Genomic DNA, 24,259 nt, shown 5'->3' on the forward strand with positions numbered 1-24,259 from the left:
GAGACAGCAATGGCAAAACTTTCGATCAACGGCGAGAGACTGCTGGCAAATCTTGATCGATTTGCGGCGATCGGCGCGACTGAAAAGGGCGGCGTCAACCGGCAGGCATTGACCGTGCTGGATCGAGAGGCGAGACGACTGCTGGCGAAACTCGCCATTGATCGGGGTTTTTCCGTGTTTCAGGATCCCCTTGCCAATCTTTTCATTCGCAGGAGTGGCCGCGACGAGAGCCTTGCACCGCTTCTGATCGGCAGCCATCTGGATAGCCAGCCGTCAGGCGGCCGGTTTGATGGAGCGCTGGGAACGCTTTCGGCATTCGAGGTTCTCGAAACGCTCGAAGATTTCGGAATCGATACGGAGCGCCCCATTGAGGTGGTCGCCTTCACCAATGAGGAAGGCTGCCGCTTCGCTCCCGGCTGCATGGGTTCCATGGCTTTTGCTTCCGGTAATATCCCCGACAACTGGCTTCATCTTGTGGCAACGGATGACGGCGCCGGTTTTGCAGGTGAGCTTGACGCCACCCTTAAAAGCCTGCCGGAAGCGACCATGCGCGATCTTGGTTTTCCGGTCTTTGCTTTTGTCGAGGTGCATATAGAGCAGGGTCCATCCCTTGAAAAACAGGGCATTCCCATCGGGATCGTGACGGGCATACAGGGCACACGCTGGCTGAAGGTGTCAATCACCGGCCAGACCGCCCATGCAGGCACAACAGCCTTGGCATACAGACGCGATCCCTTTCATGCGGCGGTCAATGCACTGGGATCGCTTTTCCCCGCCATGATGCCGCAGGATCCTGCGGCCCGGTTCACCGTCGGCCGAATGGCGTTGCAACCTGGCGCCGTCAATGCCATTCCACAATCCGTGACTTTTACCGTCGATATCAGGCATCCATCATCAGAAACACTCACCAAGATGGAGAGCAAAATCCGCGCGATCGTGCACGAAGCTGCGACGGGCCAAAAGTGCGACGCGACGATTGAACAGATATTCGACATGTCACCCGCGAATTTCCAGGATAGCATCGTCTCGGCATTGGACCGCGCTGCGCGGGAGCGTGGTTTTCCGACCGAACGCATGTTGTCGGGCGCATTTCACGATGCACTTTTTATGAATAGGGTCGCCCCATCAGCCATGATTTTTGTTCCGTGCCGCGATGGTCTCAGTCATAACGAGGCAGAACATGTTGAACCTGAACATAGCATGGCGGGATGCGACATGCTTTTAGCTTCGGTTCTTCAAATCCTGCCATTGGTCACCTTCGAAGACCCTGGGCAGGATATGTGCACATGACCCGATCAGTTTGCTGCGTCAAACGCCAAGGACAACGACCAGGCCGAGGAAATCAGGAGAGATGTGCTGCCCGAACCGCGTTGCCGTCTGATCCGGCTCGCCGAGGTCAAGGCGCAGATTGGCTCCAAGCGCCGTCCCGGTATCTATGGCGGCAGGCCGAAGGCGGCAACGAACTTCGAATCTATTCAGACAGTCCATCGCTTCGATGAAACCCACGACCGTCCACTCCATTTATCAACAAATACCCAATAAAAAGCCGGCTGCAGAGCCGGCTTTTTTACACGTTACCATAGCGGACGTTTACGCCGCCGAGCGGGCGTTGGCGATAACGCCGACGAGATCGTTGACGATCTGTTCCACCTTCGCACTGTCGTCGCCTTCCGCCATGACGCGGATCAGCGGTTCCGTACCCGAAGGGCGAATAACGAGACGGCCATTATTGGCCAATGCGCTTTCCGCATCCGCAATTGCCTGCTGCACAACAGGGTTTTCGAGCGGTTTGCCGCCGGAAATCCGCACATTCTTCAAAAGCTGCGGTACAGGCTCGAACTTGCGACAGACTTCGCTGACCGTACGGCCCGAGCGCTTGACCTTGGCGAGAACCTGCAAGGCCGCGACAAGGCCATCGCCCGTCGTGCCATAGTCCGACAGGACGATATGGCCGGACTGCTCGCCGCCGACGTTGAAGTTGTGGTTGCGCATGTGCTCGACGACATACCGGTCGCCCACCTTGGTGCGGGCAAGGGTAAGGCCCTTGTCGCCCAGAAAGCGCTCCAGCCCGAGGTTAGACATGACGGTCGCGACAATGCCGCCGCCGCGCAGCATGTTGTCGGCAGCCCAGCTATCGGCGATGACAGCCATGAGCTGATCACCGTCGACGATCTCGCCGCGCTCGTCGACGATGATGACGCGGTCCGCATCGCCATCGAGCGCGATGCCGATATCGGCCCGCACCTCGTGCACCTTTTTCTGCAGGGCTTCAGGATGAGTGGAGCCGCATTCGAGATTGATATTGATGCCGTTCGGCTCATTGCCGATAGTGACGACTTCCGCGCCGAGTTCCCAGAGCGCAGCGGGCGCCACCTTGTAGGCCGCGCCATTGGCGCAGTCGATGGCGATCCGCAGACCGCTTAGCGTCACGTCGCGTGGCAAGGTGCGCTTGACGAATTCGATATAACGATAAATGTCGCCGTCCACACGCTTGGCACGGCCGATCTCGCTCGGCTTGGCAAGCTGCGCATAGATATCCTTGTCGAGAAGATCCTCTATCTCCAGTTCCAGCTCATCGGAGAGCTTGTAGCCATCCGGTCCGAAAAGCTTGATGCCGTTGTCGGAGAACGGATTGTGCGAGGCCGAGATCATCACGCCGATATCGGCGCGCAGCGAACGGGTCAACATGGCGACGGCCGGTGTGGGAATGGGCCCGAGCAGGAAGACATCGAGACCGGCGGCGGTGAAACCGGCGACCAGCGCGTTCTCCAGCATGTAGCCGGAAAGGCGCGTATCCTTGCCGATGACGACGCGATGGCGGTGATGGCCACGACGGAATATCGTCCCGACCGCAATGCCCACACGCATCGCCAGATCAGGCGTCATGGGGAATACGTTCGATTGTCCGCGGATACCATCGGTTCCGAAATAACGGCGTGCCATTTAAACTCCAAATCTTTTCCAGCATTCCGGCAAAAGCTGAAAACAGCCGGAAGCGTTTTTGGCTAGATGCCACAAACCACGACAAACAGCACGTAAATTACCGCAAAAATGGCTTATATCTTGTTACCAAAATGAAAAGGCCACCCGGAAACCCGGATGGCCTTTTACAATTCTCAGCTTGCGCGCACGATCAATGCGGCTGCGGCTCCATGCCGCCTTCGGCCTCGCCGTCGCCTTTTGTTTCACCATCGGGCTTCGCTTCGCTGGGACCGTCCTTCTTGGCGCCGGCTTTCGGCACCGCCGAACCACGGCTGCCGGGAGAATCGTCACCCAGATCACGCGCGGGCTTCTCACCCCTCAGCAGCGCCTTGATCTCGTCACCCGTCAGGGTCTCATATTCGAGAAGACCCTCGGCAATAGCGACAAAGCCATCGTGGTTGTCCGTGAGGATACGCCGTGCTTCCGTGTAAGCCTCGTCGATCAGGCGGCGAACTTCCGTATCGATGGTCTGGGCCGTCGCCTCGGAGACGTTCTTCGACTGCGAGACGGAATGGCCGAGGAAGACTTCCTGCTGATTTTCACCATAGGACACCTGGCCGAGAGCATCGGAGAAGCCCCATTGCGTGACCATCGCGCGGGCAAGCTTGGTGGCCTGCTCGATATCGGACGATGCGCCCGATGTGATGTTCTCCTTGCCGAAGGTCAATTCTTCAGCAACGCGGCCACCCATCATGATGACGAGACGCGACACCATCCACTTGTAGCTCATGGAATAGCGGTCGCCTTCCGGCAGCTGCATGACCATGCCGAGCGCACGGCCGCGCGGGATGATCGTCGCCTTGTGCAACGGATCGGCCACGGCAACCTTGAGTGCGGTGATGGCATGGCCCGCTTCGTGATAGGCGGTCAGCTTCTTTTCGGCCTCGGTCATGGCGGAAGAGCGGCGCTCCGCACCCATCATGATCTTATCCTTGGCGTCTTCGAATTCCTGCATGGTGACGACGCGCTTGTTGCGGCGGGCAGCCATGAGGGCGGCTTCGTTGACGAGGTTCATCAGGTCCGCACCCGAGAAACCGGGGGTACCGCGGGCCAGAACCTTGAGGTCGACATTCGGCGCCAGCGGCACGTTGCGGATATGCACCTTAAGAATGCGCTCGCGGCCGACAATATCCGGGTTCGGCACGACGACCTGACGGTCGAAACGGCCGGGACGCAGAAGTGCGGGGTCGAGAACGTCGGGGCGGTTGGTGGCGGCGATCAGGATGATGCCCTCATTCGCCTCGAAACCGTCCATCTCGACCAGCAGCTGGTTCAGTGTCTGTTCGCGCTCGTCGTTACCGCCGCCGAGGCCAGCGCCGCGATGGCGGCCGACGGCGTCGATTTCGTCGATGAAGATGATGCAGGGTGCGTTCTTCTTGGCCTGTTCGAACATGTCACGCACACGGCTCGCGCCGACGCCGACAAACATTTCCACGAAATCCGAACCCGAAATCGTGAAGAACGGGACGTTGGCTTCACCGGCGACGGAACGCGCGAGAAGCGTCTTACCCGTACCGGGAGGTCCGACGAGCAGCACGCCGCGCGGAATTTTACCGCCGAGACGCTGGAACTTCTGCGGATCACGCAAAAATTCCACAATTTCCTCGAGGTCCTGCTTGGCTTCGTCCACACCTGCAACGTCATCAAACGTCACGCGGCCATGGGCTTCCGTCAGGAGCTTGGCCTTGGACTTGCCAAAGCCCATCGCACCACGCGAACCGCCCTGCATCTGCCGCATGAAGAACAGCCAGACGCCAAGAATGAGGAACATCGGCAGAAGCGTGCCGAGATAGCTCAGGAAACCGGAGGAACCATCACTTTCGGGACGCGCCACGATGGTCACGTTCTTGCTCTGCAAGCGCTCCATCAGGCTGTCGTCGATGACGGGGGAATAGGTCTGAAAGGCCGTGCCGTTTTCGGTGTAGGTTCCAAGAACCCGGTTACCGGTGACGGTCACGTCGCGAACTCGCCCGGAATCCACGTCACGAATAAACTGGGAATACGGAATCTCCCGCGAACCCGTTTGCGTCGGCGACGTCTGGAACATGCTGAACAACGCGATCAGCAGCAGGGCGATCACGGCCCACAAGGCGAAATTTCTGAAATTTGGGTTCATCGAACTCCCCGAACTCACACGGACATATCTGCTGCCCGCCATTATGTCCCCCTAACATAAGGACGACATATGCCGTTGCCAAGGCAAAGCGCATTTTCTGATGCGTTTTGGTGTAAAAACTATTCCATGGCAATTCACGAAAAAGAGGCCCGATTTAAACCGGGGGCTGTGGATATGCGGCGCGCCCGAATAAATTGGCGATTGCGTTCGCCAACTCAAGGTCGAAACGCGGCAGGAAAAGATCGAAAGGCGCAAGCCTCGGCGTGATGGTGACGGTCTCCACCCACGAAACCGGCCCGTCGGCCGCTACGGCAATTTGCGGCAGGCCCGCCATTGCCTGTTTCGCCACGCCAACAGGTACTGACGGAAAAAGTGCGGCGGCTTCCGCAGCATTGCTCGCTCTGCGCGCTTTGACATGCACTGGAAAAGCCGATCCGTTCTTTACGAAGAAGCGATCGTCCCACAGCATCTGTTCGTATGCGCCGATATGAAGCTCTGGCAGGCTTCGCTGCTCGCGGAACATATAAAGCCCGTCCCGCCGGCGATCGAGCAGGACGCGACCAACCGTCAACCGCCCGTTTTCAGCCTTATCGAGGAACCGCAAAACGCGCTCGAAGCTGCTTGCGGCCGGAAAATATGCCCTTCCGCCAAGGGTTGCGATCAGCGTCGCCAGCCCATGCCGGAACGCGGGAAGATCGGGATTGACACTATCGCCGGGCAATCTGGCGAGCGCAGCATGAAAGACCTGTGTGTGGCCGCGCAGGAAAGCGGCCGTTGTTTCGGAAAGCGCCTGCCTTTTGAAAGAGGTTTCCGCATCGATCCGGACGGGAGAGACGAGAAGCGTCTGCCGTACACGCACTCTCTCATATCGGGTGTTCTCATTGCTCGGATCGTCAAACCAGCCGCGTGAGCGGGAAGACACATAGTCGCGGATCGCCTGCCTCTCACACCTCAGGAACGGCCGCATGACCCAGTGACGGCCATCGTATAAGACCGCATCCGCCATGCCGGAGAGACCAAGATTGTCAGAACCGCCGTTCCGGGCGGCGCGCATCGCCACGGTTTCGCGCTGGTCGCCGATTGTATGTCCAGTCACGACAAGATCAGCGCCGGTCTCGCGGGCGACCTCGGCAATCAGGCGGTAGCGGGCAAGCCGGGAGGCTTCGGAAAGGCCTGAGACCGGTTTGTCGCCCCCCCATCGGCAGATGAAATGGGGGATGCCAAGTTCGGCGCAGAGTGTCGCCACTTTGCGCGCCTCATCGGCGGATTCCGCTCTCAGCGCGTGGTCGACGGTGACGGCGGAAAGGTGTAACCGTTCCTGACCCATCTCCGCCGCTGCCTCATGCAATGCCAGCAACAGGCCGCAGGAATCACTGCCTCCAGAGATTGCGACAAGGATATGGGCGGGTGTGTGCAGATTTTTGACAAAAGACCTCGCCGCCGCGAGCGGCGCAACAGTCTTTTCGCTCAGAATGCGGGCGTCAACCGGCATGGAAATACCCGCCATGACAGGGAAAAATCAGCAGCTCAGGCGCTTCTGTTCGCTGGCAACCTTGTTCAGCACGGTCTTCGAGGCACTGGGATAACGCTTCGGCACCTCGCGCAGCGTGGCGCAGGCGGTTTCGGTATTGTCGAGAGCGGCAAGCGACATGCCGAGCTTCATCAGCATTTCCGGCGCCTTCGGAGATTTGCCGTAGGCCTGATGGCCGTTCAGGAAGGTTTTTGCGGCCTCATTGAATTTGCCCTGGGAATATTGCGCCTCGCCTAACCAGAAGCTCGCATCCGCGGCCTTCGCGCCCTTGGGATAACCCTGCAGATATTGCTGGAACCCCTGTTCCGCCAGCTTGTAGTCACCCGAAAGAACATGGCCGTAAGCGGCCTGATAGATATCGCCTTCACTGGTAAGCGCGGCCGTATTCACCGGATCGGTCTTGCGCTGGCTATTGCCCGTGTTGACGCCAGGAAGGCTGGCGGAGGAATTGTTTGCACCCTGATTCAACGTGCCGCCAACCGGCATTCCCTTGGAATCGAGTTCAATCGAGCCGAGCGTCGTCTCACCCGGCGCGCCTGTCGGAGCACTGGAGGGAGCAGACGGAGAAACGGAAGCGCCACCCTCGGGTGGCGTTTCGATGATCGTTGCAACGTCGTCGGTCGGCGGCGTGGCCGGATTGACCGGACTGGCTTCAGCCTTCTTTTTCGGCGCAGCGGTCGGGCTTGCACCCTTGCCGCTTTCCAGTTCCTGGAAGCGGAACTCATTGTCTTCCTGTGCTTTGCGGATCGTCTCCTGCATCTGCAGAAGCTGGAAGCTCATTTCCTCGATACGGCCGTTGAGCTGCCGGATCTGTTCTTCAAGCTGCTGAACCCGATAGGCTTCATTGGCTTGAACCCGGACGACCGGGGGCTGCTGAGAGTTGATCGTGCCGAAGCTACCCCCCGCACCGAACAGCGGACCCGAAACGGCGATGCCGCTCAAGCCGGTGCAGGCTGCAAGCCCCAGCATTCCCGCCACGACAAGTTTCTTCATCTCATTCGTCCTGCCTTAACTGATTTGCACCGGAATGGCGCAAGCCGGATTTTTTCCATATCAACCGAAAAAGCAACTTAACTTCGGCCAAACTATGAAAAAAACAAAAGGCGGCCCGAAGGCCGCCTTTCATTCTCGTTCACAATAACGTCAGGCCATTACATGCCCGCGCCACCGAGAACCGTCACAGCACGGCGGTTCTGGGACCAGCAGGAAATGTCGTCGCAAACCGCGACCGGCTTTTCCTTACCGTAGGAGATCGTCTTCATGCGGCTTGCCGGAACACCCTGGGAAGCCAGGAAGTCACGGGTTGCAGCCGCACGACGAGCGCCCAGCGCCAGGTTGTATTCACGCGTGCCGCGTTCGTCGGCATGGCCTTCAACGGTGATGGCGTAGTTCGGATAACGGGCCAGCCACTGGGCCTGACGCTGCAGGGTCTGCTGGGCGTCGGCGCGGATCGAAGTGGAGTCGGTGTCGAAGAAGATACGGTCGCCGACATTGACCGTGAAGTCCTGCTGGGAGCCCGGCGTTGCGGAGCCCGCGCCACCGAGGCCGAGTTCACCGGCGCTGTTCGGCATGTTCTTCTTGTTCGCGCAGCCTGCGAGAGCAAGCGCGAGCGTCATGGCGATGACAGCCGGGTTACGGGCCAGTTTCTGCATGGGGCTGAGTGCCGAAATGTGTGTACGGCTCATCGCCGGTCTCTCCTTAGGATTTCAATAACGTTGCCGGACACTAACTGATCGCGGTTAATAGCCGGCAAACGCTTATGGTTAACAGAAAGGAAATGTCCCACCTTTTGCTCCCTCACAACACTTTGCGGCAAGAAAGAGGCGCACTTCCCCATCGTATCAAGTAAAACATGACGGCGCCGGTTCATACCGACGCCGTCATGGCAGTCATATCAGTCCAGAAGCGGCGACCATGCCGGATCCGAAGCGAAAGTCGGCGTCTTGATGAGCTGTTCGTTATAGCCCGTCAGGTCGATCGAATAGAGCTGCGGACCGCCCGCGCCGGCGTTCTGACGGAAGAACATCAGCACGCGACCGTTGGGCGCCCAGGTCGGACCTTCATTATGGAAGCCGCTGGTCAGGATGCGCTCGCCCGAACCGTCGGGCTTCATCACGCCGATCGAGAACTTGCCACCCGACTGCTTGGTGAAGGCGATCAGATCGCCGCGCGGCGACCATACCGGTGTGGAATAGGAACCGTCGCCAAAGGAAACGCGCTGTTGCCCGGAACCATCGGCATTCATGATGTAGATCTGCTGGCGGCCGCCACGGTCGCTTTCGAAGGCAACACGCTGACCATCCGGCGAATAGGACGGCGCGGTATCGATAGCGGCTGTATTCGTTAGCCGCGTCGTGGTGCGCGAACGCAGGTCCATGGTGTAGATATTGGCATTGCCATCCTGCTGCAGGCTCATGATAACTTTCTGGCCATCCGGCGAAAAGCGCGGCGAGAAGGTCATGCCGGGGAAATTGCCGACAACTTCACGCTGTCCGGTTTCCAGCTGCAGCAGGTAAACGCGCGGCTGCTGGCCTTCGAAGGACATGTAGGTCACTTCCTGACGGTTCGGCGAAAAACGCGGCGTCAGAACGATATCGTTCGAATTGGTGAGGTTGCGGACGTTGAAACCGTCCTGATCCATGATCGACAGCTGGCGCTTGCGGGCCGTCTTCGGGCCGCTTTCAGAGACGAAAACGACGCGGGTATCGAAGTAGCCCTTTTCACCGGTGATGCGCTCATAGATGGCGTCGGCGATGATGTGGGCGACGCGCCGCCAATTTTCCGGCTGGGTGAAGAACTGCTGGCCGGTCATCTGCTGGCCCGCGAACGTATCCCACAGGCGGAACTCGGCGCGCAGGCGGCCATCGCTTTCACGCGTGACACGGCCGGTCACGAGCGCCTGGGCGTTGATGACCTTCCAGTCCTCGAAACGCGGCTGCTGATCCGGATTGCTGATCTTTTCAATGAAAGCGTTCTTGTTGACCGGCGCGAATAGGCCGGAGCGCTGCAGGTCGGCGGCAATCACCGCGGAAACCTGTGCGCCGATGCCGTCGCTCGACATGAAGTCGGTGATGGCAATGGGCAGCGGCTCGACATTGCCCTTGTTGATGTTGATTTCCACCCGCGCAAAAGCCGGTGCGGAGAAAACCGACATGAGGGCCGCGACAGCGAGCACCAGCCGGATCGGCGAAAATATCTTCATGTTGCCAGGCCTTTCAGCATTCATAGCAATTCACTGGGATCGAAGTTCACGACAACTTCGTTCCATGCGTCATATTTATCGGCAGGAAGGTTCGTGAAAGGAGCAGAACGCATGATGGCGCGATACGCTCCGCCAGAAAGAGCACGGCGCGTCCCTTCGGAACCGCCGGTCGCCTCGATCTCGGGCCGACCGATGATCGACCCATCACGGTCGAGCTTCATGGTGACCCGGACGCGAACGTCCGAGGCATCTGCCATGCCGGGAATGATCTGCCAGTTCTTCTGGATCGCGCCGCGCAGCGCATCCATTTCCGTCTGGCTGAGCGTCGAACCGCCCGTCGTCTTCTTGCCGCCAAGCGAGGCCTGTTGGGTGGAACGCTTTGCGCCACCGCCCGAAGGCGCCTGCTTGTTCAAAAGCGCGGCGATATCGTCAGCGTTAAAATCGCTTTCCTTCGAAGAGGCCGATTTCGCAGTCTCCTGCTTCTTCTCGCCGGGTTTCTTGTCGGAAGGCTTGTCAGTGGACTTCGCCTGATCGGGCTTGGTCTCGGCCGGTTTTTCAGCGGGCTTCTGCTCTGCGGGCTTGGTCTCAGCCTGCTTCGGCTCTTCCGGCTTCGGCGGCTCGGGGCGGGAATTCGGGCGAGGAACGTTCTGCGGCACGGGGATTTCGGCCGGTTCCTGCTGCGCGGGCGGCGGCTCTTCGGCCTTGGTTTCCTGCGGCGGCGGTTCCGGCTTCGGCTGCGGCGCGATCTCGGGCTTGGTTTGCGGCAAGGCGGCCATTTCCTGCGGCTTCGGAGCCGAGGTTTCTTCCTTGACGATTTCCTTTACCTCGTTCGCCTTGGTATCGACGACGGGTTGCGGCTTTTCCTGCTTTGGCGGAGCGGCGGCGCTGAGATTGTCGTTGGGCTTGGTGGTCGGGGTCGGCGGCGCTTCGATATCGGCCGTGTTGTTGCCGACATTCTGGGCGTTCTCGACAATATCCGGCCGCGTAGTCGGCACCGGGGCTGACTTTTCCGCTTTCGGCGCGTTCTTGTCGCCCTGCTGGATCTGGCTCAGCTCCTCGATAGGCACCAGTTCCACCGGCAGGGCCTCAGCCTGCGACACGTCAAGCGGCTCCGGCGAGCCCAGGGAAACAAGGGCGAAAGCCAGAAGCGACGCGTGCACGATCGCGGATGTGGTAAGGCTGCCCTTCATCGCTTTACGTCAATTGTCCTGTTTCTGCTGGGTCACGAGGCCGATATTCTTGAAACCAGCCGCCTGGATACGCGCCATCACATCGGCAACGACGCCATATGCGGCAACGGAATCCGCGCGCACGAAGATGCGTTCATTATAACCTGTCGTGGCAATCGCCTGCAGCTTGTCGGCCACTTCGGCCGCCTGGATTTCGGTTTCCTGCAAATGGATCTGGCCATTGGCATTGACGGAAATCGTGATCGGCTGCGTGTCCGAGTTCAGCGCATTGGCGGATGTCTGCGGCAGGTCGATCGGCACGCCGACAGTCATCATCGGCGCCGCCACCATGAAGATGATGAGCAGCACGAGCATGACGTCGACCAACGGCGTCACGTTGATCTCGCTGATCGCACCGCCCCTGCGTCGTCCGCCGCGCCCCCTGCGTCCACCGGAACCGCCGCCGCCACCTGCTGACATACCCATATCATCTACTCCATTTTGCCTTGCGGCAAATTACTGCACAGCATGCGGCCGCTTATTGGGCGGCCTGCCGTGTCTGAAGTTTTTCATCGATCTGGCGTGACAGGATCGCGGAGAACTCGTCGGCAAAACCTTCCATGCGGGCGGAAAGCTTATGCGCGTCGGCCGTGAACTTGTTGTAGGCGATAACCGCGGGAATAGCCGCGACAAGACCGATAGCTGTCGCCAGAAGCGCTTCGGCGATACCCGGCGCCACGACCGCAAGGTTGGTGGACTTCGAACCGGCAATCGCCTGGAACGAGGTCATGATACCAACGACCGTACCGAAAAGACCGATGAAGGGACCGGCCGAACCGATGGTGGCGAGCGAACCGAGGCGCGCCTCGTATTGTTCGCCTTCACGCGCAATCGTCACGTCCATCGCCCGGTCGATACGCATCTGCAGACCGATGGGCGAGCGTGCGCCGCGCTCGAAGGACTTTTTCCATTCGCGCATGGCGGAAACGAAAATCGCCGCAAGACCGCCGTTCTGGCGTTCCGCCAGCGTGCGGTAAAGCTCTTCAAGCGACTGGCCCGACCAGAACACCTGTTCGAACTGGTCGAACTGGCGTTTTGCCTTGCCGAAGCTCACATACTTGTCGAAGACGATCGCCCACGTCCAGACCGAGGCGGCGATAAGTCCGATCATCACGAGCTTCACGATGAGGCCCGCCTGCATAAACAGCGCCCAGAGACTTACATCGTGCGTCGCCGCTGCCAAACCTGCCTGTTCCATAAATATCCAATCCCCGAATCCAAACGCCCGGTACGGGACCGGGCGATTCAAACGCGTGTTAACGCTCGAAGCTATGCGGCCGCAGCCGCCAACCCCTTAGCCATACCCCGATACTTGCCAGTAAGCCTTACTTGCCAATAAATTTGGTGAAAGGAAGGCGTGCGCCGCACAAATACCAGTTGCTAAAGTAAGACACCATTATGGTTAAAGGAGTGTTACAGCCCGGCCACGCAGGACGAGTTTACTGGACCGGGCCGCCGATTACTTCAGGAATTTTTCCGCTACCGTCTCCGGAAGGCGCCTCGGCCGACCATTGGCATTGATGACGGCGATGATGACCTTGGCGGCGACAAGCAGCGTTTCGCCGCGTCGGATTTCCTGATTGAGCACCATTTTCGCGCCGCCCGCCTTTTCGGTGATGGTGGTGATGGTCAAGACGTCATCCATCCGCGCCGGGCTCTTGAAATCGATCTCCATGCGGTGAACAACGAAGACCAGACCCTCCTCATCGGCGGTCAGAAGCGCGCTTTGTTCGCAGCCCAGGCACCGCAGGTAATCGGTGCGGCCGCGCTCGAGAAAATGCAGATAACGGGCGTGGTAAACGAGACCGGAAAAATCCGTATCCTCATAATAGACGCGTTGTGTCAGGCGGTGGCCATGGTCGATGAGTTCGCCCGAAAGCGAAACTACAAGCTCGCTCATAGTGTCTCCTTGAGAATTTTGGCTACACGGGCCCGACCTTCCCGAACGATAAGATGCGCGTGCAACGGAGGCAGCGCCTCGATACGTTCCGCGATAAACCGGGGTCGGAGATCATTTTGCAGTAGGGCAGCACGCTGGGCGGCCAGCCAGCGGAATTCCACTTCGACTCCATCCAGCACCCGATGCACGATATCGCTTTCATGGAACGGCAAAGGCTGGTGAAGTGAGATCAGATAATAAAATCCCAGCTCGTGGGCTGCGTACTTGCCAAAGGTGAAGAAATTCTCGGCCGACCAGAGACGGCGTTCGACCGAACAATCCCGGTCAAGTTCCTCACCGATTTCGCGGATAATGGTTTCCTCAGAGCTTTCGCCGATTTCCGCCCGACCACCCGGCAGGGCCCAATAGCTGTCGCCAACACCGCGCTGAACGAGAACATGATCATTCTGGAAAATAAGCGCCGCAACCCGCATGCTGAAAAGCTGCGGTTTCCGCTCCAGCCGGATCATGTGGCGTTCAGGCGCAGAGGTCATTTATCGTCCAGATCGCCGTCATGCCAGACGAGGTGTCGTGTGGCCTTCGGCAGGTTCTCTATTTCGTCGGCGATGAAATAGGGCGGAATATCGAGCGCCGTCAATGCCTGCCGGGTTGCCGCGACCCAGCGGAACTCGAGTTCGTTATCGCCGTCCTGAACGCGGTGAATGATGTCAGAGGGATGGAATGCGAGTGTGTCCGGCAAATCCATCAGGTAATAAAACCCGAGTTCGTGCCAGTCCTTGCCCTCGTAGTGGAAAAAATTCTCCACTGCCCAGAGGAGCCGCCCGACCTTGGCCTCGGCACCAAGTTCCTCGACCATTTCACGCGCCAGCGTTTCGTCGGAACGCTCGCCCATTTCGGCGCGGCCACCCGGAAAGGTCCAGAATTTTTCATGCGTTGCCCGGTGCACGAGCACATGGCCGTCGCGAAACGCCAATCCCGCAACACGCATCTGGAAGATGCGCTTCGGCTTGAATTTCATGCGGATGCGAGTGTCCTGCTTGGTATCGTGCGTCATGGTACTGGCCTGCGGACTGGAAACATCAAATCGGTTTCCGTCCACCCTAACGCATCCATGTCGTCTTTTCTCGCTTTTGCATCATCTCCCACAATGAATTCATCCAGTTGCGGCGGCTTGATGGTTGTTCCCGACAACATCGCATGCGCTTGCCCGCGGTGGTGAGTCTGATGCTGGAAGAGATGTGACAGGACATCGTCGCACCGATCCTGCTGAATACGCGTGCCACGATGGATATCAACAATCGCAGCAAGACCGTCTTCATCGAGGCCATCGACAAAGGCGATCAACACCTCATCGAGCGCCACCTGAGCCTCGTGCAGCGCCGCGATGGTGGCAAAGGGTTCCTCATCGACAAAAGCGGCATAGCCCAGCGTGCCGCCCTTGAGGGCGTCGATATAAAACCGGTCGACAATGTAGATATGATTGAGCGTTGCCCTGAGCGTCGGGAAGAAACTGACACGGTGCGCGACGAAATCATCCTGCGGAAGCTGGAAACACGCGTGATGCAGCCTGAAATTGGCCAGGCGGTTGTTGCGAGCGAGTTTGCGGAAGACCCGCAACGGATCGTACGGCATGGGCGTCCTTTCCTGTGACGCCTGATGCGGCGCCTTTCAATCGGCGTGTTCAAGCTCGGATTTGCTCTTGAGAACCTTCGCACCATCGTTCTGTTCGATGAAATAGGCGGGTTCGTCCTTGCTTGCCTTGCGCTTTATATTGGAACCGGAAATCGTCTTCTCCACATCTTCCGTGAAGATCTCGACGATTTTTCCTTCGCCGGTTCCATTACCCCATTTCCAGCGAACCTTCGTACCCTTGCGATATGCCGACATGATCATCTCCGTTTAAAAGACGATCAAGGCCGACAAGTCTGCTTTGTTCCCTCAATCATCTTCCAGCGTCAGCCGGAACTGCGCCGCCTCGAGATCCTTCGGCGGTTGCATGCCCAAATGTTTCCAGGCTGTCGCGGTCAGGATACGCCCGCGCGGCGTGCGCTGGATGAAACCCTGCTGGATCATATAGGGCTCGATAATGTCCTCGATGGCGTCGCGCGGTTCCGAAAGGCCCGCGGCGATGGTCTCGATGCCGACAGGACCGCCGCCGAAGTTGACGGCGATCATGGTCAGATAACGCATGTCCAGTTGGTCGAGGCCCATATTGTCGACCAGAAGCCGCGTCAAAGCCTCATCGGCGATCTCGCGGGTAACGGCTTCCGCCCGCGCCACCTCGGCGAAATCGCGCACGCGGCGCAATAGCCGCCCAGCGATACGCGGCGTGCCGCGGGCGCGCCTTGCGACCTCGCGCGCGCCCTCGTCGGTCATGTTCAATCCCATCAGCCGCGCGCCGCGCCGGACGATCAGTTCCAGCTCATCGACGGTATAGAAAGCCAACCGGACGGGAATTCCGAAACGGTCGCGCAGCGGCGTCGTCAAAAGCCCCAGACGGGTCGTCGCGGCCACAAGGGTGAATTTGGAAAGATCTATCTTCACCGAGCGCGCCGCCGGTCCTTCACCGATGATGAGGTCGAGCTGGAAATCCTCCATTGCCGGATAGAGAATTTCTTCCACCGCCGGATTGAGGCGGTGGATTTCATCGATGAAGAGCACATCGCGCTCTTCCAGATTGGTGAGAAGTGCGGCGAGATCACCCGCTTTGGCGATGACAGGCCCGGAGGTGGATTTGAAGTTGACGCCAAGTTCCTTGGCCATGATCTGCGCCAGGGTGGTCTTGCCGAGACCGGGCGGGCCGACGAACAGCACATGATCCAGCGCTTCGCCACGGTTCTTGGCCGCCTCGATAAATACCTTGAGATTGGCGCGGGCCTCCGCCTGGCCGGTAAAATCGTCCAACGATTGCGGACGCAGGGTGGTGTCGATGTCCTCACCGCGCTTTTCGGGGGTGATCAGTCTCTCCGCATCGCTCATTCAGGGCATTCCATTGTTCTAACCGAATTCATCAGGTGGTCGTCGCCCCTATATCACGACTATCGCTTCAAAGCGCTTCACGAAATTCAGGATAGACCGGGCTCCATATCCGCTTGACGGGCGTCCTTACCGCGAAAGCTCTTTCAGCCCGAGCCGGATTAGTTTGGCGCTGTCGCCGCCCTCACCGCCGTTCTTCAGCGCGGCGGCAACCGCATTGGCGGCCTGGTCACGCGAATAGCCGAGATTGGTAAGCGCGGAGACGGCATCCGCAACCGGCGCGGATGCGACGCCTTCGCCAAGCTCCTGCTTCAGTCCGATCGAGGCGGAAGCCTCTCCTGCGAAGGCAGGCGCCTTGTTGCGAAGCTCGGTCACAAGACGCACCGCCACCTTCGGCCCGACGCCCGGTGCGCGTGAGATCATCGTTTTGTCCTGTAGCGCAATGGCATTGGCCAATTCGGAGGGCGACAGCGTGGAAAGCACGGCCAAGGCCACTTTCGAGCCCACCCCCTGCACGCTCTGCAGCAGGTTGAACCATTCCCGCTCCAGCGCCGAAAGAAAGCCGAAAAGCTTCAGCTGGTCCTCACGCACATAGGTTTCGATGAACAGCACCACCGCCTCGCCGACGGAGCCGATTTTCGCCAGCGTGCGCGCCGAACAATAGGCCACGTAACAGACGCCGTGCACATCCACCAGCACATAGTCCGCGCCGATTTCCTCGATGCTGCCTTTCAGTTTTCCGATCATGATGCCGCCCGCTGCAATGAGACTTTAAATATTAACCGGCCGCCAGCAGTCGCCGCATCCTGTCACCGCCGCGATTATGGGCGTGGCAGATGGCGATGGCGAGCGCGTCCGCCGCATCGTTACCCTTGAATTCGGCCTTCGGCATCAGGATTTTCAGCATCATGTGAATTTGCTGCTTTTCGCCGTGCCCGACGCCGATCACGGCCTTCTTGACCGCGTTCGGCGCATATTCGAAGACCGGCAGTCCTGCGCGTGCCGGAACCAGCATGGCGATGCCGCGCGCCTGACCGAGTTTCAAGGTCGCAACCGCATCCTTGTTCACGAAAGTCTGCTCCACCGCCGCCTCGTCGGGCCGATGGCTGTGCACGATATCCGCTAGCCCGTCATGCAACTGGCAGAGCCGGGAGGCCAAATCCAAATCACCGTCCGACGTCACCGTGCCGGAGGCGACAAACCGCAGGCTGTTTCCGAGGGTGTCGATCACCCCCCAGCCGGTACGCCTTAATCCGGGGTCAATACCGATGATTCGAATCGTCTGTTGCATGAGGCACCTTATCTTTCCGGCTGCGACCCTGCCAGCCATAAGTGAACAAAACGACAACATTCGTCAAATTTGCAGTGCAGCATTTACCTCTGCTTAAACCGCGTGTCGCATTGTTCACCCACAAAATCAAAAAAAGGGGAGCTGCGGACATGACGATCCGCAGCGCAATATGTTCGCCATATCAGCCGTCCGATGGCGCCATGCATGCATGGCGCGGGAACTGATCCGGCATTGAGGGCTGCATCGGCCATGTTGAACCGTTTTCATTCCATATCCACCAAAGTGCTGGCGATTTTCCTGGCGCTTATGGCGATCTCGACCGGAGCTCTGACACTTCTCGGCTATCAGAGCAGCAGCGGCGTTCTCGAAGAACAGGCGTCGAAATCCATGGAGAGCATTCTCGTCTTTCGTGGCGACATGCTCCAGGAGCGTCTTGAGCAGCTGAAAACACAGGCGGATTCCATCGCCAAGATCGAATCGCTGCAGATGGCCGTTGTTTCCATGCGCAGCGGCTGGGCAACCGTGCAGAAGAACTCCGGCGACGCGAAGGCGGAACTGCAGCGCGTCTTCGTCAGGGAAAACCCCTTCAACGAAAAGGAAAAGCTGATCAAGCCGGAAAGCCCGAGCGGCTTTTATTATTCGACCCACGAGAAGACCCAGACGGATATTGGCGGTTATTTGCAGGAAACGCCGTTCAGCGACGTCCTCTTCATCGATCCGGCCGGCACAGTCTATTATTCCTACCTGAAAGGACCGGCCTTCGGGGAAACCGTCGCAGGCGGCGCCTGGGCGGAAAGCGGCCTCGGCGCGGCCTTCGCACGCGGCGCTGCGAATGCCGAAAAGGCCGTGAACGACATGGCACAGACCAGCTTCTCCGGCCTGCGCATCGATGCGGCCACGAAAGAGGCCGGCGTTTATTTCGGCGTTCCGGTCGTCAAATTCGGCGCGTTCAAGGGCGTCGTTCTCTTCCGGGTCAAGGAAGAGGTCTTCAGCCAGATCCTCACGAAGGGTGTGACGGCCGGCAGTTCCGAACAATCCGCAATCGTGTCCGCCGATGGCAAGGTTATCGGCGTGGAGGGCAACAGGCTGGTTGGCCTCGATCCGGCAATCTATGGCTTCCATGGGCAGGCGTTGAATGCGACAGGCATGACGATTGCCAAGATCGACCGTGCGGATGGCGAGGCCAATGCCTATGCCCGCCCTTTCTCTTTCGCCGGTGAAAAATATCTGGCGGTGGAAAGCATGCTGCGCAGTGAATTGAATGCGGGCTCGGTTTCAATTGCCGGCACGCTTGCCATGATCGGCCTTTGTGTTCTGGCCGCGATGTGCGCGGCGACGGCCTTCTTCGCGCGGCGTCTGTTCGCACCGCTGGAAAAGCTTGCAGGATTGACCGGCGAAGTGGCAGCGGGCCGTCTCGATGCCGAAATCGGCAATCAGGACCGGAAGGACGAGATTGGCCGTATGGCACGAGCGCTCGGAAGTTTCCGTGAAAAACTCATCCTTCAACGGGAAATGGAAGAGACTGCTTCGCGCACGCGGGAGGAAGCCGAAACGGCGCGGCGCGCGCATCTTGCCGAGCGTGAGGCCGAGGCAGGCACCCTGCAGATGGTCGTGCAATCGCTGGATGAGGGGCTAGACCGGCTGGCGAACGGCAACCTCGCCTATCGTATCGAAACCATCTTCCCCGAAGATCTGGAAAGCCTGCGCCATAACTTCAACACGGCGCTTTCCCGGCTCAGCGAAACCATGCAGGCCATCGGCGGCAATTCCGCCGCCGTTCGTGGCGGCTCCGAGGAAATGCGGGTGGGCGCTGACCAGCTCGCCGAACGCACCGAGCGGCAGGCAGCTTCCATCACCGAAACGGCAAGCGCTATCAAGGCGATCACCGAAGCCGTCCGCGACCAGATCGAGCGCGCCGAACAGGCAACGCGGATCGCCCGCGACGCCAGTGCAGAGGCCACGGCATCCAGCCGCGTGATGGAGCAGACAATCGCCGCCATGGAAGCGATCCAGACCTCGTCGCGTCAGATCAACCAGATCATCGGCGTTATCGACGAAATTGCCTTCCAGACCAATCTTCTCGCCCTCAATGCAGGCGTGGAAGCAGCCCGCGCAGGCGAAGCCGGCAAGGGCTTTGCGGTCGTGGCGCAGGAAGTGCGCGAACTGGCGCAGCGATCCGCGGCGGCCGCAAAAGAAATCACCAGTCTGCTGAAACGCTCCACCGACGAGGTTTCCGCCGGCGTGGCGCTGGTGGAAAAAGCAGGCACGTCGCTCTCCGGCATCGGCGAGCATGTCCAGACCATCAGCGCGCGCATTGAGGAGATCATGGAATCCACCCGCGAGGAGGCGCATACGCTCTCGGAAATCAACAGCACCGTCACAAGCCTCGACACCATGACCCAACAGAATGCCGCCATGGTGGAAGAAACGACGGCCGCCATTCACAATCTCGCCTCCGAAGCGGGCGAAATGGACGGCAGGCTCGGACAGTTCGTAATGGCTCCGGAGAATGCGGCCGCTGGACATCGCGCGAACCGGCAATTCCGGCGGGCGGGCTGAGACGGTCGATAGGCAAAAGACCGGGGCCTCTTCGGAGGCCCCAATTTTTTTGAACCATCCTTCAATTCTGCGCGACTTCTCTGGTAAATCGGGACACGCGCCTTACATCCGCAGCAAAGATTTCAATTTCGCAGGAGCGTCGGATGATCCCCTTTTCCATTCTCGACCTTTCGCCCATCGGCGAGGGCGAGAGCGTCAGCGAGGCGCTCGAAAACTCTCGCCGCATGGCGATCAAGGCTGAAGAGCACGGCTATAACCGCATCTGGCTGGCGGAGCACCACGGCATGCCGGGCATTGCCAGCGCGGCAACATCGCTCGTCATCGCCCATGTGGGCGCGGCCACGAAACATATCCGCGTCGGCTCCGGCGGCATCATGTTGCCCAACCACTCTCCGCTCGTCATCGCTGAGCAGTTCGGCACGCTTGCGGCGCTGCTTCCCGGCCGTGTCGATCTCGGTCTCGGCCGCGCGCCCGGAACTGACATGCGCACGGCACGGGCGCTTCGCCGCAACCTGGATGCCGGCGCGGAAAATTTCCCGCACGATATCGTCGAACTCCAGCGTTACCTCGGCCCGCCGCAGCCGGATCAGGCGATCCTTGCCGTGCCGGGCATGAATTCCAACGTACCCCTCTGGCTGCTCGGCTCCAGCACCTACAGCGCACATCTCGCCGCAGCCCTAGGCCTGCCCTATTCCTTCGCCTCGCATTTCGCCCCCGATATGCTGATGGAAGCAATCCATATCTATCGTGAGCGCTTCCAGCCTTCCGAAGTACTGGACAAGCCCTATGTGATGGTGGGGGTGATGGGGGTCGGCGCCGATACGGACGAGGAGGCACAACACCTCTTCACTTCGTCGCAGCAGCAATTCGTCAACCTGCGCCGCAACCTGCGCACGCAGTTTCCGAAGCCGGTGCACAGCATGGACGATTACTGGAACGAGATGGAGCGTTTCTCTGTCGAACACACGCTGCGTTTCGCAGCCGTGGGCTCGCCTGAGACGATCCAGCGCCATCTCGACGGTTTCCTGGCGGAAACGCAGGCGGATGAGCTGATTGTCTCGATGCCGATCCATGACATCGAAAAGCGGCTGCGGTCGCTCGAGATTTTCGCAGAGGTCCGAACCTCCATAAAAAAGGCCGCCTAAACAAAAAGCCCCGGAGCGGATCGCTATCGGGGCTTTTTTGAAACATGAGACGTCAGGCCGAAAGCTTGGCGAGAATTTCTTCGGACACTTCGAAGTTGGAATAGACGTTCTGCACGTCGTCATCGTCTTCGAGATTGTCGATGAGCTTCATTAGCGACTGCGCCTTTTCTTCATCCACCGGCACCGTGTTTTGCGGCTTCCAGATGGCCTTGACGCTTTCGGCTTCGCCCAGCACGCCTTCCAGTGCCTTGGAAACCTCGTTCATCGCTTCGAAACCGCAGATGATGGTGTGGCCGTCTTCGGAAGATTCGACATCGTCGGCACCGGCCTCGATGGCGGCTTCCATGACCTTGTCGGCATCGCCGACTTCAGCCTTGTAGGAAATTTCGCCGACGCGGTCGAAGGAGAAGGAGACCGAACCGGTTTCGCCAAGCGCACCGCCGGCCTTGGTGAAGATGGAGCGAACGTTGGAGGCGGTGCGGTTGCGGTTGTCGGTCAGGGCTTCGACGATGACGGCAACGCCACCCGGGCCGTAACCCTCGTAGCGGACTTCATCATAGTTTTCGCCGTCCGCACCAGACGCCTTCTTGATCGCACGCTCGATATTGTCCTTCGGCATCGACTGGGCCTTGGCGTTCTGGATCGCCAGACGCAGGCGCGGGTTCATGTTCGGGTCGGGCATGCCCGTCTTTGCCGCAACGGTGATTTCGCGCGCAAGCTTGGAAAACATTTTGGACCGTACGGAGTCCTGCTTGCCCTTGCGGTGCATGATGTTCTTGAACTGTGAATGACCAGCCATGGAAAACCTGATTGTCGTAATTTGGAGATTGCGGGCCTTATAAGTGCGATAGCCGCGCCATTCAACCCCGCAAGCGCTTTCTCTTGCCGCAACATCAGAAGGAACTGATTTATCCGCTCTTCGTTCTGATCATGAACGCGACGGAAGGGCACATGATTTCTCTCCATCGCAGCAACAGACCGGAAGGAGAAAACATATGGTCAGCCTGACTGAAGCACGAGAAGCACCGGCCCGCCAGCTCTGGGACGAGATCAATTCCGTCCATGCCGGCATGCTCGGTCTCGAAGGACTGCACAACCACATGCAGCCCATGGCGCCTCATGCTGACCCTAAGACCAACACCATCTGGTTTTTTTCCAAGAAGGATACCGATCTCGTAAAATCCCTGAAGTCAGGCTCGCGCGCGCATTTCTGCGTCGTCGGCAAGGATCATGATTACCACGCCTGCCTCTCCGGTATTCTGGAGGCGCGAGACGACAAGGCAAAGATCGACGAATACTGGAATTCCGTTACCGCCGCCTGGTACGAGCATGGAAAGACTGATCCCCAACTGACGATGCTGGCGCTTCACGTTGATGATGCCGACATCTGGGCGTCGACCGACAGCACGCTGAAATTCGGCTGGGAAATCGCCAAGGCCAATATGTCGGATGACAAGACGCCTGATGTCGGCGTTCGCCAGCATCTCACCTTTGCCTGAGAAACGGCTCCCCGGCCTTCCTCGCCCGCCGCCATGCTACATGCCTTTTGGCACCAGTATCTGCGGCTGGCGGGGAAGGTTTCTCATCGAAACCCGGATCACCGGATCCATGGCGTAGGCAATCTGGAAATTCTCCCCGAACATCGTCAGAAACTGCTCCAGCGGCGGGCCGGTGCGGTGCATCGGCAAGATCAAGGCGGAGCGCAGGCGCTTGACCACCCGGCTCATGCTATCCGCCCCCATGGTCAGGCCGCCATCCACCGGCACCATCAGAACATCCAGACGGCCGATCTCGGCATAATGCGTATCCGTCAACTCATGATGCAGATGCCCGAGGTGGCCGATGCACAGCCCGGCAACCTCGAAGATGAAAATGGAATTGCCGTTCTCCTGGAAGGACTCGTAATCTCCCCAGCGGTTGCGGATGTCGGTTGCGACATTGCGGATATAGACATCGCCCACCAGAACCCTGTGCTCGGCTTTTTCTCCCGGCGTATCACTCCAGCCATGCAGCACATATTGAATGGCCGGGTCCGGATTGAGCGTGAAATGCGTCGAATGCGCCCGGTTCATCGTCACGACAGTCGGCGTGACGGGCGGACGATAGACGCCGTTATAGTCGGTGGCGATGGTCACACCGCCGGGGCTTTCGATGAGATAGGTGGAATGGCCGATGAAGCTGATCTTCACCTCTTCCTTTGCCGTCGCCTGCGCCAGCTGAACACCCGACGGATTGAAGCTCGCGAACATGACCCCCGGAATGTTGCTGGCGATCGCCTGGCACTGGCTGACTGGAGGCCTGCTTGCCGACTGCGAAAAGGCGGCTCCAGCACAGGCGATCAGCCCTGTCATTGCAAGCATTAGCACGCGCAGCATCATGCCACTCCCTTGAACTTGCGAAGGTTGGGAGGATGAGGCAGGTTTTGCGGGGCGTCCAGTTACAAGAACGGCGAAAGGCTCAGACTCTCGTCATTGTGAACGCTTACCGCAGAAGTTTAAGCCCAGAAGGAAGGCAGTGTTTCCGAAAGCCGCGGGCCGATGCGCAGCGGCGCGATCTTTTCGGCAAGCCCGGTGCGGTCGGAAATCTCAACGCCAACGCCGCAGATCGTCGCCGGCCCGCTCGCAGCCTCGAAACGGCCCTTCGGCATTTTGGAAATGAAGCGGTTGATCGGCTCTTCCTTCTCCATGCCAAGCGAGCTGTCGTAATCGCCGCACATGCCGGCATCAGACATGTAGGCCGTGCCGCCATTCAATATCTGCGCATCCGCCGTCGGGACATGGGTATGCGTGCCGACAACGAAGCTCGCGCGGCCATCCACAAAATGGCCGAAACACTGTTTTTCACTCGTCGCTTCCGCATGGAAATCGAAGATGATGGCGTCGGCCTGTTCCTTCAGCGGGCAGGCGGCCAGAATGGTTTCCGCCGATTTGAAGGGATCGTCCAATTCCGGATGCATGAACACCCGGCCCATGATGTTGGCGACGAGGATACGCGCGCCGTTGCGGGCATAAAAAATGCCCGAACCCTTGCCCGGCGTCCCATCCGGATAATTGGCCGGTCGCAGGAACTGGTCGTGGCGCTCGCAGAAGGAAACGGCTTCCTTCTGGTCCCAGACATGGTTGCCGGTGGTCACGACATCGGCGCCGGCATTGATGGTTTCGAGATAGATATCCTCGGTAATGCCGAAACCGCCGGCGGCGTTTTCACCATTGACGATGACGAAATCGAGCTTCAGATCGGAAATCAGCCCAGGCAATCGCTCCCAGACAGCCGTGCGTCCGGTCTTGCCAACCATGTCTCCGAGAAAAAGAAGCCTCATTCACCCGCC

At 59.3% G+C, this 24,259-nt stretch carries 24 protein-coding genes and 1 pseudogene; 5 read left to right on the top strand and 20 right to left on the bottom strand.

The features are described from left to right. The first annotated feature begins 9 nt into the window (after positions 1-9). Together BS627_RS22155 and BS627_RS25110 are read left to right on the top strand one after the other, a co-directional pair. The gene (locus BS627_RS22155; RefSeq protein WP_077985351.1) at positions 10-1,290 is read left to right on the top strand and encodes a Zn-dependent hydrolase; all 1,281 of its coding nucleotides are present in this window, start codon (positions 10-12) and stop codon (positions 1,288-1,290) included. Positions 1,291-1,345: 55 nt separating this feature from the next. Beyond that, positions 1,346-1,464, top strand: a pseudogene (locus tag BS627_RS25110) (IS3 family transposase); the annotation flags it as partial. A 126-nt stretch (positions 1,465-1,590) separates the two neighbouring features. Here BS627_RS25110 and glmM read toward each other — a convergent pair. From glmM to ruvC, 17 genes are all read right to left on the bottom strand, one after another. Then, positions 1,591-2,943 carry a phosphoglucosamine mutase gene (glmM, locus tag BS627_RS22165; RefSeq protein ID WP_077985273.1) on the bottom strand — a complete coding sequence of 451 codons (1,353 nt, stop codon included), beginning with the start codon at positions 2,941-2,943 and terminating at the stop codon, positions 1,591-1,593. A 190-nt stretch (positions 2,944-3,133) separates the two neighbouring features. Continuing rightward, a complete protein-coding gene (gene ftsH / locus BS627_RS22170) occupies positions 3,134-5,098 on the bottom strand; it encodes an ATP-dependent zinc metalloprotease FtsH (protein ID WP_077985274.1) in 1,965 nt (654 codons plus the stop codon). Between the two features lie 154 nt (positions 5,099-5,252). Then, the gene (tilS, locus tag BS627_RS22175; protein ID WP_077985352.1) at positions 5,253-6,590 is read right to left on the bottom strand and encodes a tRNA lysidine(34) synthetase TilS; all 1,338 of its coding nucleotides are present in this window, start codon (positions 6,588-6,590) and stop codon (positions 5,253-5,255) included. A gap of 27 nt (positions 6,591-6,617) precedes the next feature. Continuing rightward, positions 6,618-7,622: a tol-pal system protein YbgF gene (gene ybgF / locus BS627_RS22180; RefSeq protein ID WP_162520608.1), complete on the bottom strand. Its 1,005-nt coding sequence runs from the start codon at positions 7,620-7,622 to the stop codon at positions 6,618-6,620. Between the two features lie 158 nt (positions 7,623-7,780). Next, on the bottom strand, positions 7,781-8,314 hold the full coding sequence (pal, locus tag BS627_RS22185; protein ID WP_077985275.1) for a peptidoglycan-associated lipoprotein Pal: 534 nt from the start codon (positions 8,312-8,314) through the stop codon (positions 7,781-7,783). Positions 8,315-8,523: 209 nt separating this feature from the next. Next, a complete protein-coding gene (gene tolB, locus BS627_RS22190) occupies positions 8,524-9,831 on the bottom strand; it encodes a Tol-Pal system beta propeller repeat protein TolB (protein WP_077985354.1) in 1,308 nt (435 codons plus the stop codon). A 20-nt stretch (positions 9,832-9,851) separates the two neighbouring features. Continuing rightward, the gene (locus tag BS627_RS22195) at positions 9,852-11,021 is read right to left on the bottom strand and encodes a PspC-like choline-binding domain-containing protein (protein ID WP_077985276.1); all 1,170 of its coding nucleotides are present in this window, start codon (positions 11,019-11,021) and stop codon (positions 9,852-9,854) included. A 9-nt stretch (positions 11,022-11,030) separates the two neighbouring features. Next, positions 11,031-11,486 carry a protein TolR gene (tolR, locus tag BS627_RS22200; protein WP_077985277.1) on the bottom strand — a complete coding sequence of 152 codons (456 nt, stop codon included), beginning with the start codon at positions 11,484-11,486 and terminating at the stop codon, positions 11,031-11,033. A gap of 52 nt (positions 11,487-11,538) precedes the next feature. Beyond that, entirely contained in the window at positions 11,539-12,258 is a 720-nt protein-coding gene (gene tolQ / locus BS627_RS22205) for a protein TolQ (RefSeq protein WP_003497570.1), read from the bottom strand. Positions 12,259-12,519: 261 nt separating this feature from the next. Further along, a complete protein-coding gene (gene ybgC / locus BS627_RS22210; RefSeq protein ID WP_077985278.1) occupies positions 12,520-12,960 on the bottom strand; it encodes a tol-pal system-associated acyl-CoA thioesterase in 441 nt (146 codons plus the stop codon). Further along, positions 12,957-13,493: an NUDIX hydrolase gene (locus BS627_RS22215; RefSeq protein ID WP_077985279.1), complete on the bottom strand. Its 537-nt coding sequence runs from the start codon at positions 13,491-13,493 to the stop codon at positions 12,957-12,959. Before BS627_RS22215 ends, ybgC begins: the two co-directional genes overlap by 4 nt. Then, positions 13,490-14,014 (bottom strand): NUDIX hydrolase, encoded by a 525-nt coding sequence (locus tag BS627_RS22220; RefSeq protein WP_077985280.1) that lies wholly within the window; start codon positions 14,012-14,014, stop codon positions 13,490-13,492. The genes BS627_RS22215 and BS627_RS22220 overlap by 4 nt, the downstream gene beginning before the upstream one ends. Next, positions 14,011-14,592: a DinB family protein gene (locus BS627_RS22225; protein WP_077985281.1), complete on the bottom strand. Its 582-nt coding sequence runs from the start codon at positions 14,590-14,592 to the stop codon at positions 14,011-14,013. Before BS627_RS22225 ends, BS627_RS22220 begins: the two co-directional genes overlap by 4 nt. A gap of 36 nt (positions 14,593-14,628) precedes the next feature. Then, the gene (locus tag BS627_RS22230) at positions 14,629-14,847 is read right to left on the bottom strand and encodes a hypervirulence associated TUDOR domain-containing protein (protein WP_077985355.1); all 219 of its coding nucleotides are present in this window, start codon (positions 14,845-14,847) and stop codon (positions 14,629-14,631) included. A 51-nt stretch (positions 14,848-14,898) separates the two neighbouring features. Then, entirely contained in the window at positions 14,899-15,939 is a 1,041-nt protein-coding gene (gene ruvB, locus BS627_RS22235) for a Holliday junction branch migration DNA helicase RuvB (RefSeq protein ID WP_077985282.1), read from the bottom strand. 126 nt (positions 15,940-16,065) lie between these two features. Continuing rightward, positions 16,066-16,683: a Holliday junction branch migration protein RuvA gene (gene ruvA, locus BS627_RS22240; protein ID WP_077985283.1), complete on the bottom strand. Its 618-nt coding sequence runs from the start codon at positions 16,681-16,683 to the stop codon at positions 16,066-16,068. 31 nt (positions 16,684-16,714) lie between these two features. Further along, on the bottom strand, positions 16,715-17,227 hold the full coding sequence (ruvC, locus tag BS627_RS22245) for a crossover junction endodeoxyribonuclease RuvC (protein ID WP_077985356.1): 513 nt from the start codon (positions 17,225-17,227) through the stop codon (positions 16,715-16,717). Positions 17,228-17,476: 249 nt separating this feature from the next. On the opposite strand from ruvC, the gene BS627_RS22250 reads away from it, so the two are divergent. Together BS627_RS22250 and BS627_RS22255 are read left to right on the top strand one after the other, a co-directional pair. Then, positions 17,477-19,786 carry a methyl-accepting chemotaxis protein gene (locus tag BS627_RS22250; protein ID WP_077985284.1) on the top strand — a complete coding sequence of 770 codons (2,310 nt, stop codon included), beginning with the start codon at positions 17,477-17,479 and terminating at the stop codon, positions 19,784-19,786. 143 nt (positions 19,787-19,929) lie between these two features. After that, on the top strand, positions 19,930-20,931 hold the full coding sequence (locus tag BS627_RS22255; RefSeq protein ID WP_077985285.1) for an LLM class flavin-dependent oxidoreductase: 1,002 nt from the start codon (positions 19,930-19,932) through the stop codon (positions 20,929-20,931). A gap of 52 nt (positions 20,932-20,983) precedes the next feature. On the opposite strand, the gene BS627_RS22260 is transcribed toward BS627_RS22255, so the two are convergent. Then, positions 20,984-21,730 (bottom strand): YebC/PmpR family DNA-binding transcriptional regulator, encoded by a 747-nt coding sequence (locus BS627_RS22260; RefSeq protein ID WP_003523214.1) that lies wholly within the window; start codon positions 21,728-21,730, stop codon positions 20,984-20,986. A 196-nt stretch (positions 21,731-21,926) separates the two neighbouring features. Between BS627_RS22260 and BS627_RS22265 the strand changes: the two genes are divergently transcribed. Beyond that, a complete protein-coding gene (locus BS627_RS22265; protein ID WP_077985286.1) occupies positions 21,927-22,430 on the top strand; it encodes a pyridoxamine 5'-phosphate oxidase family protein in 504 nt (167 codons plus the stop codon). Positions 22,431-22,466: 36 nt separating this feature from the next. Here BS627_RS22265 and BS627_RS22270 read toward each other — a convergent pair whose 3' ends face one another. Together BS627_RS22270 and BS627_RS22275 are read right to left on the bottom strand one after the other, a co-directional pair. Continuing rightward, the gene (locus tag BS627_RS22270) at positions 22,467-23,309 is read right to left on the bottom strand and encodes an MBL fold metallo-hydrolase (RefSeq protein WP_089153282.1); all 843 of its coding nucleotides are present in this window, start codon (positions 23,307-23,309) and stop codon (positions 22,467-22,469) included. 116 nt (positions 23,310-23,425) lie between these two features. Next, on the bottom strand, positions 23,426-24,250 hold the full coding sequence (locus BS627_RS22275; protein ID WP_077985287.1) for a TIGR00282 family metallophosphoesterase: 825 nt from the start codon (positions 24,248-24,250) through the stop codon (positions 23,426-23,428). Positions 24,251-24,259: the final 9 nt, after the last annotated feature.

Source organism: Agrobacterium salinitolerans, from assembly GCF_002008225.1.
Lineage (GTDB): Bacteria > Pseudomonadota > Alphaproteobacteria > Rhizobiales > Rhizobiaceae > Agrobacterium > Agrobacterium salinitolerans.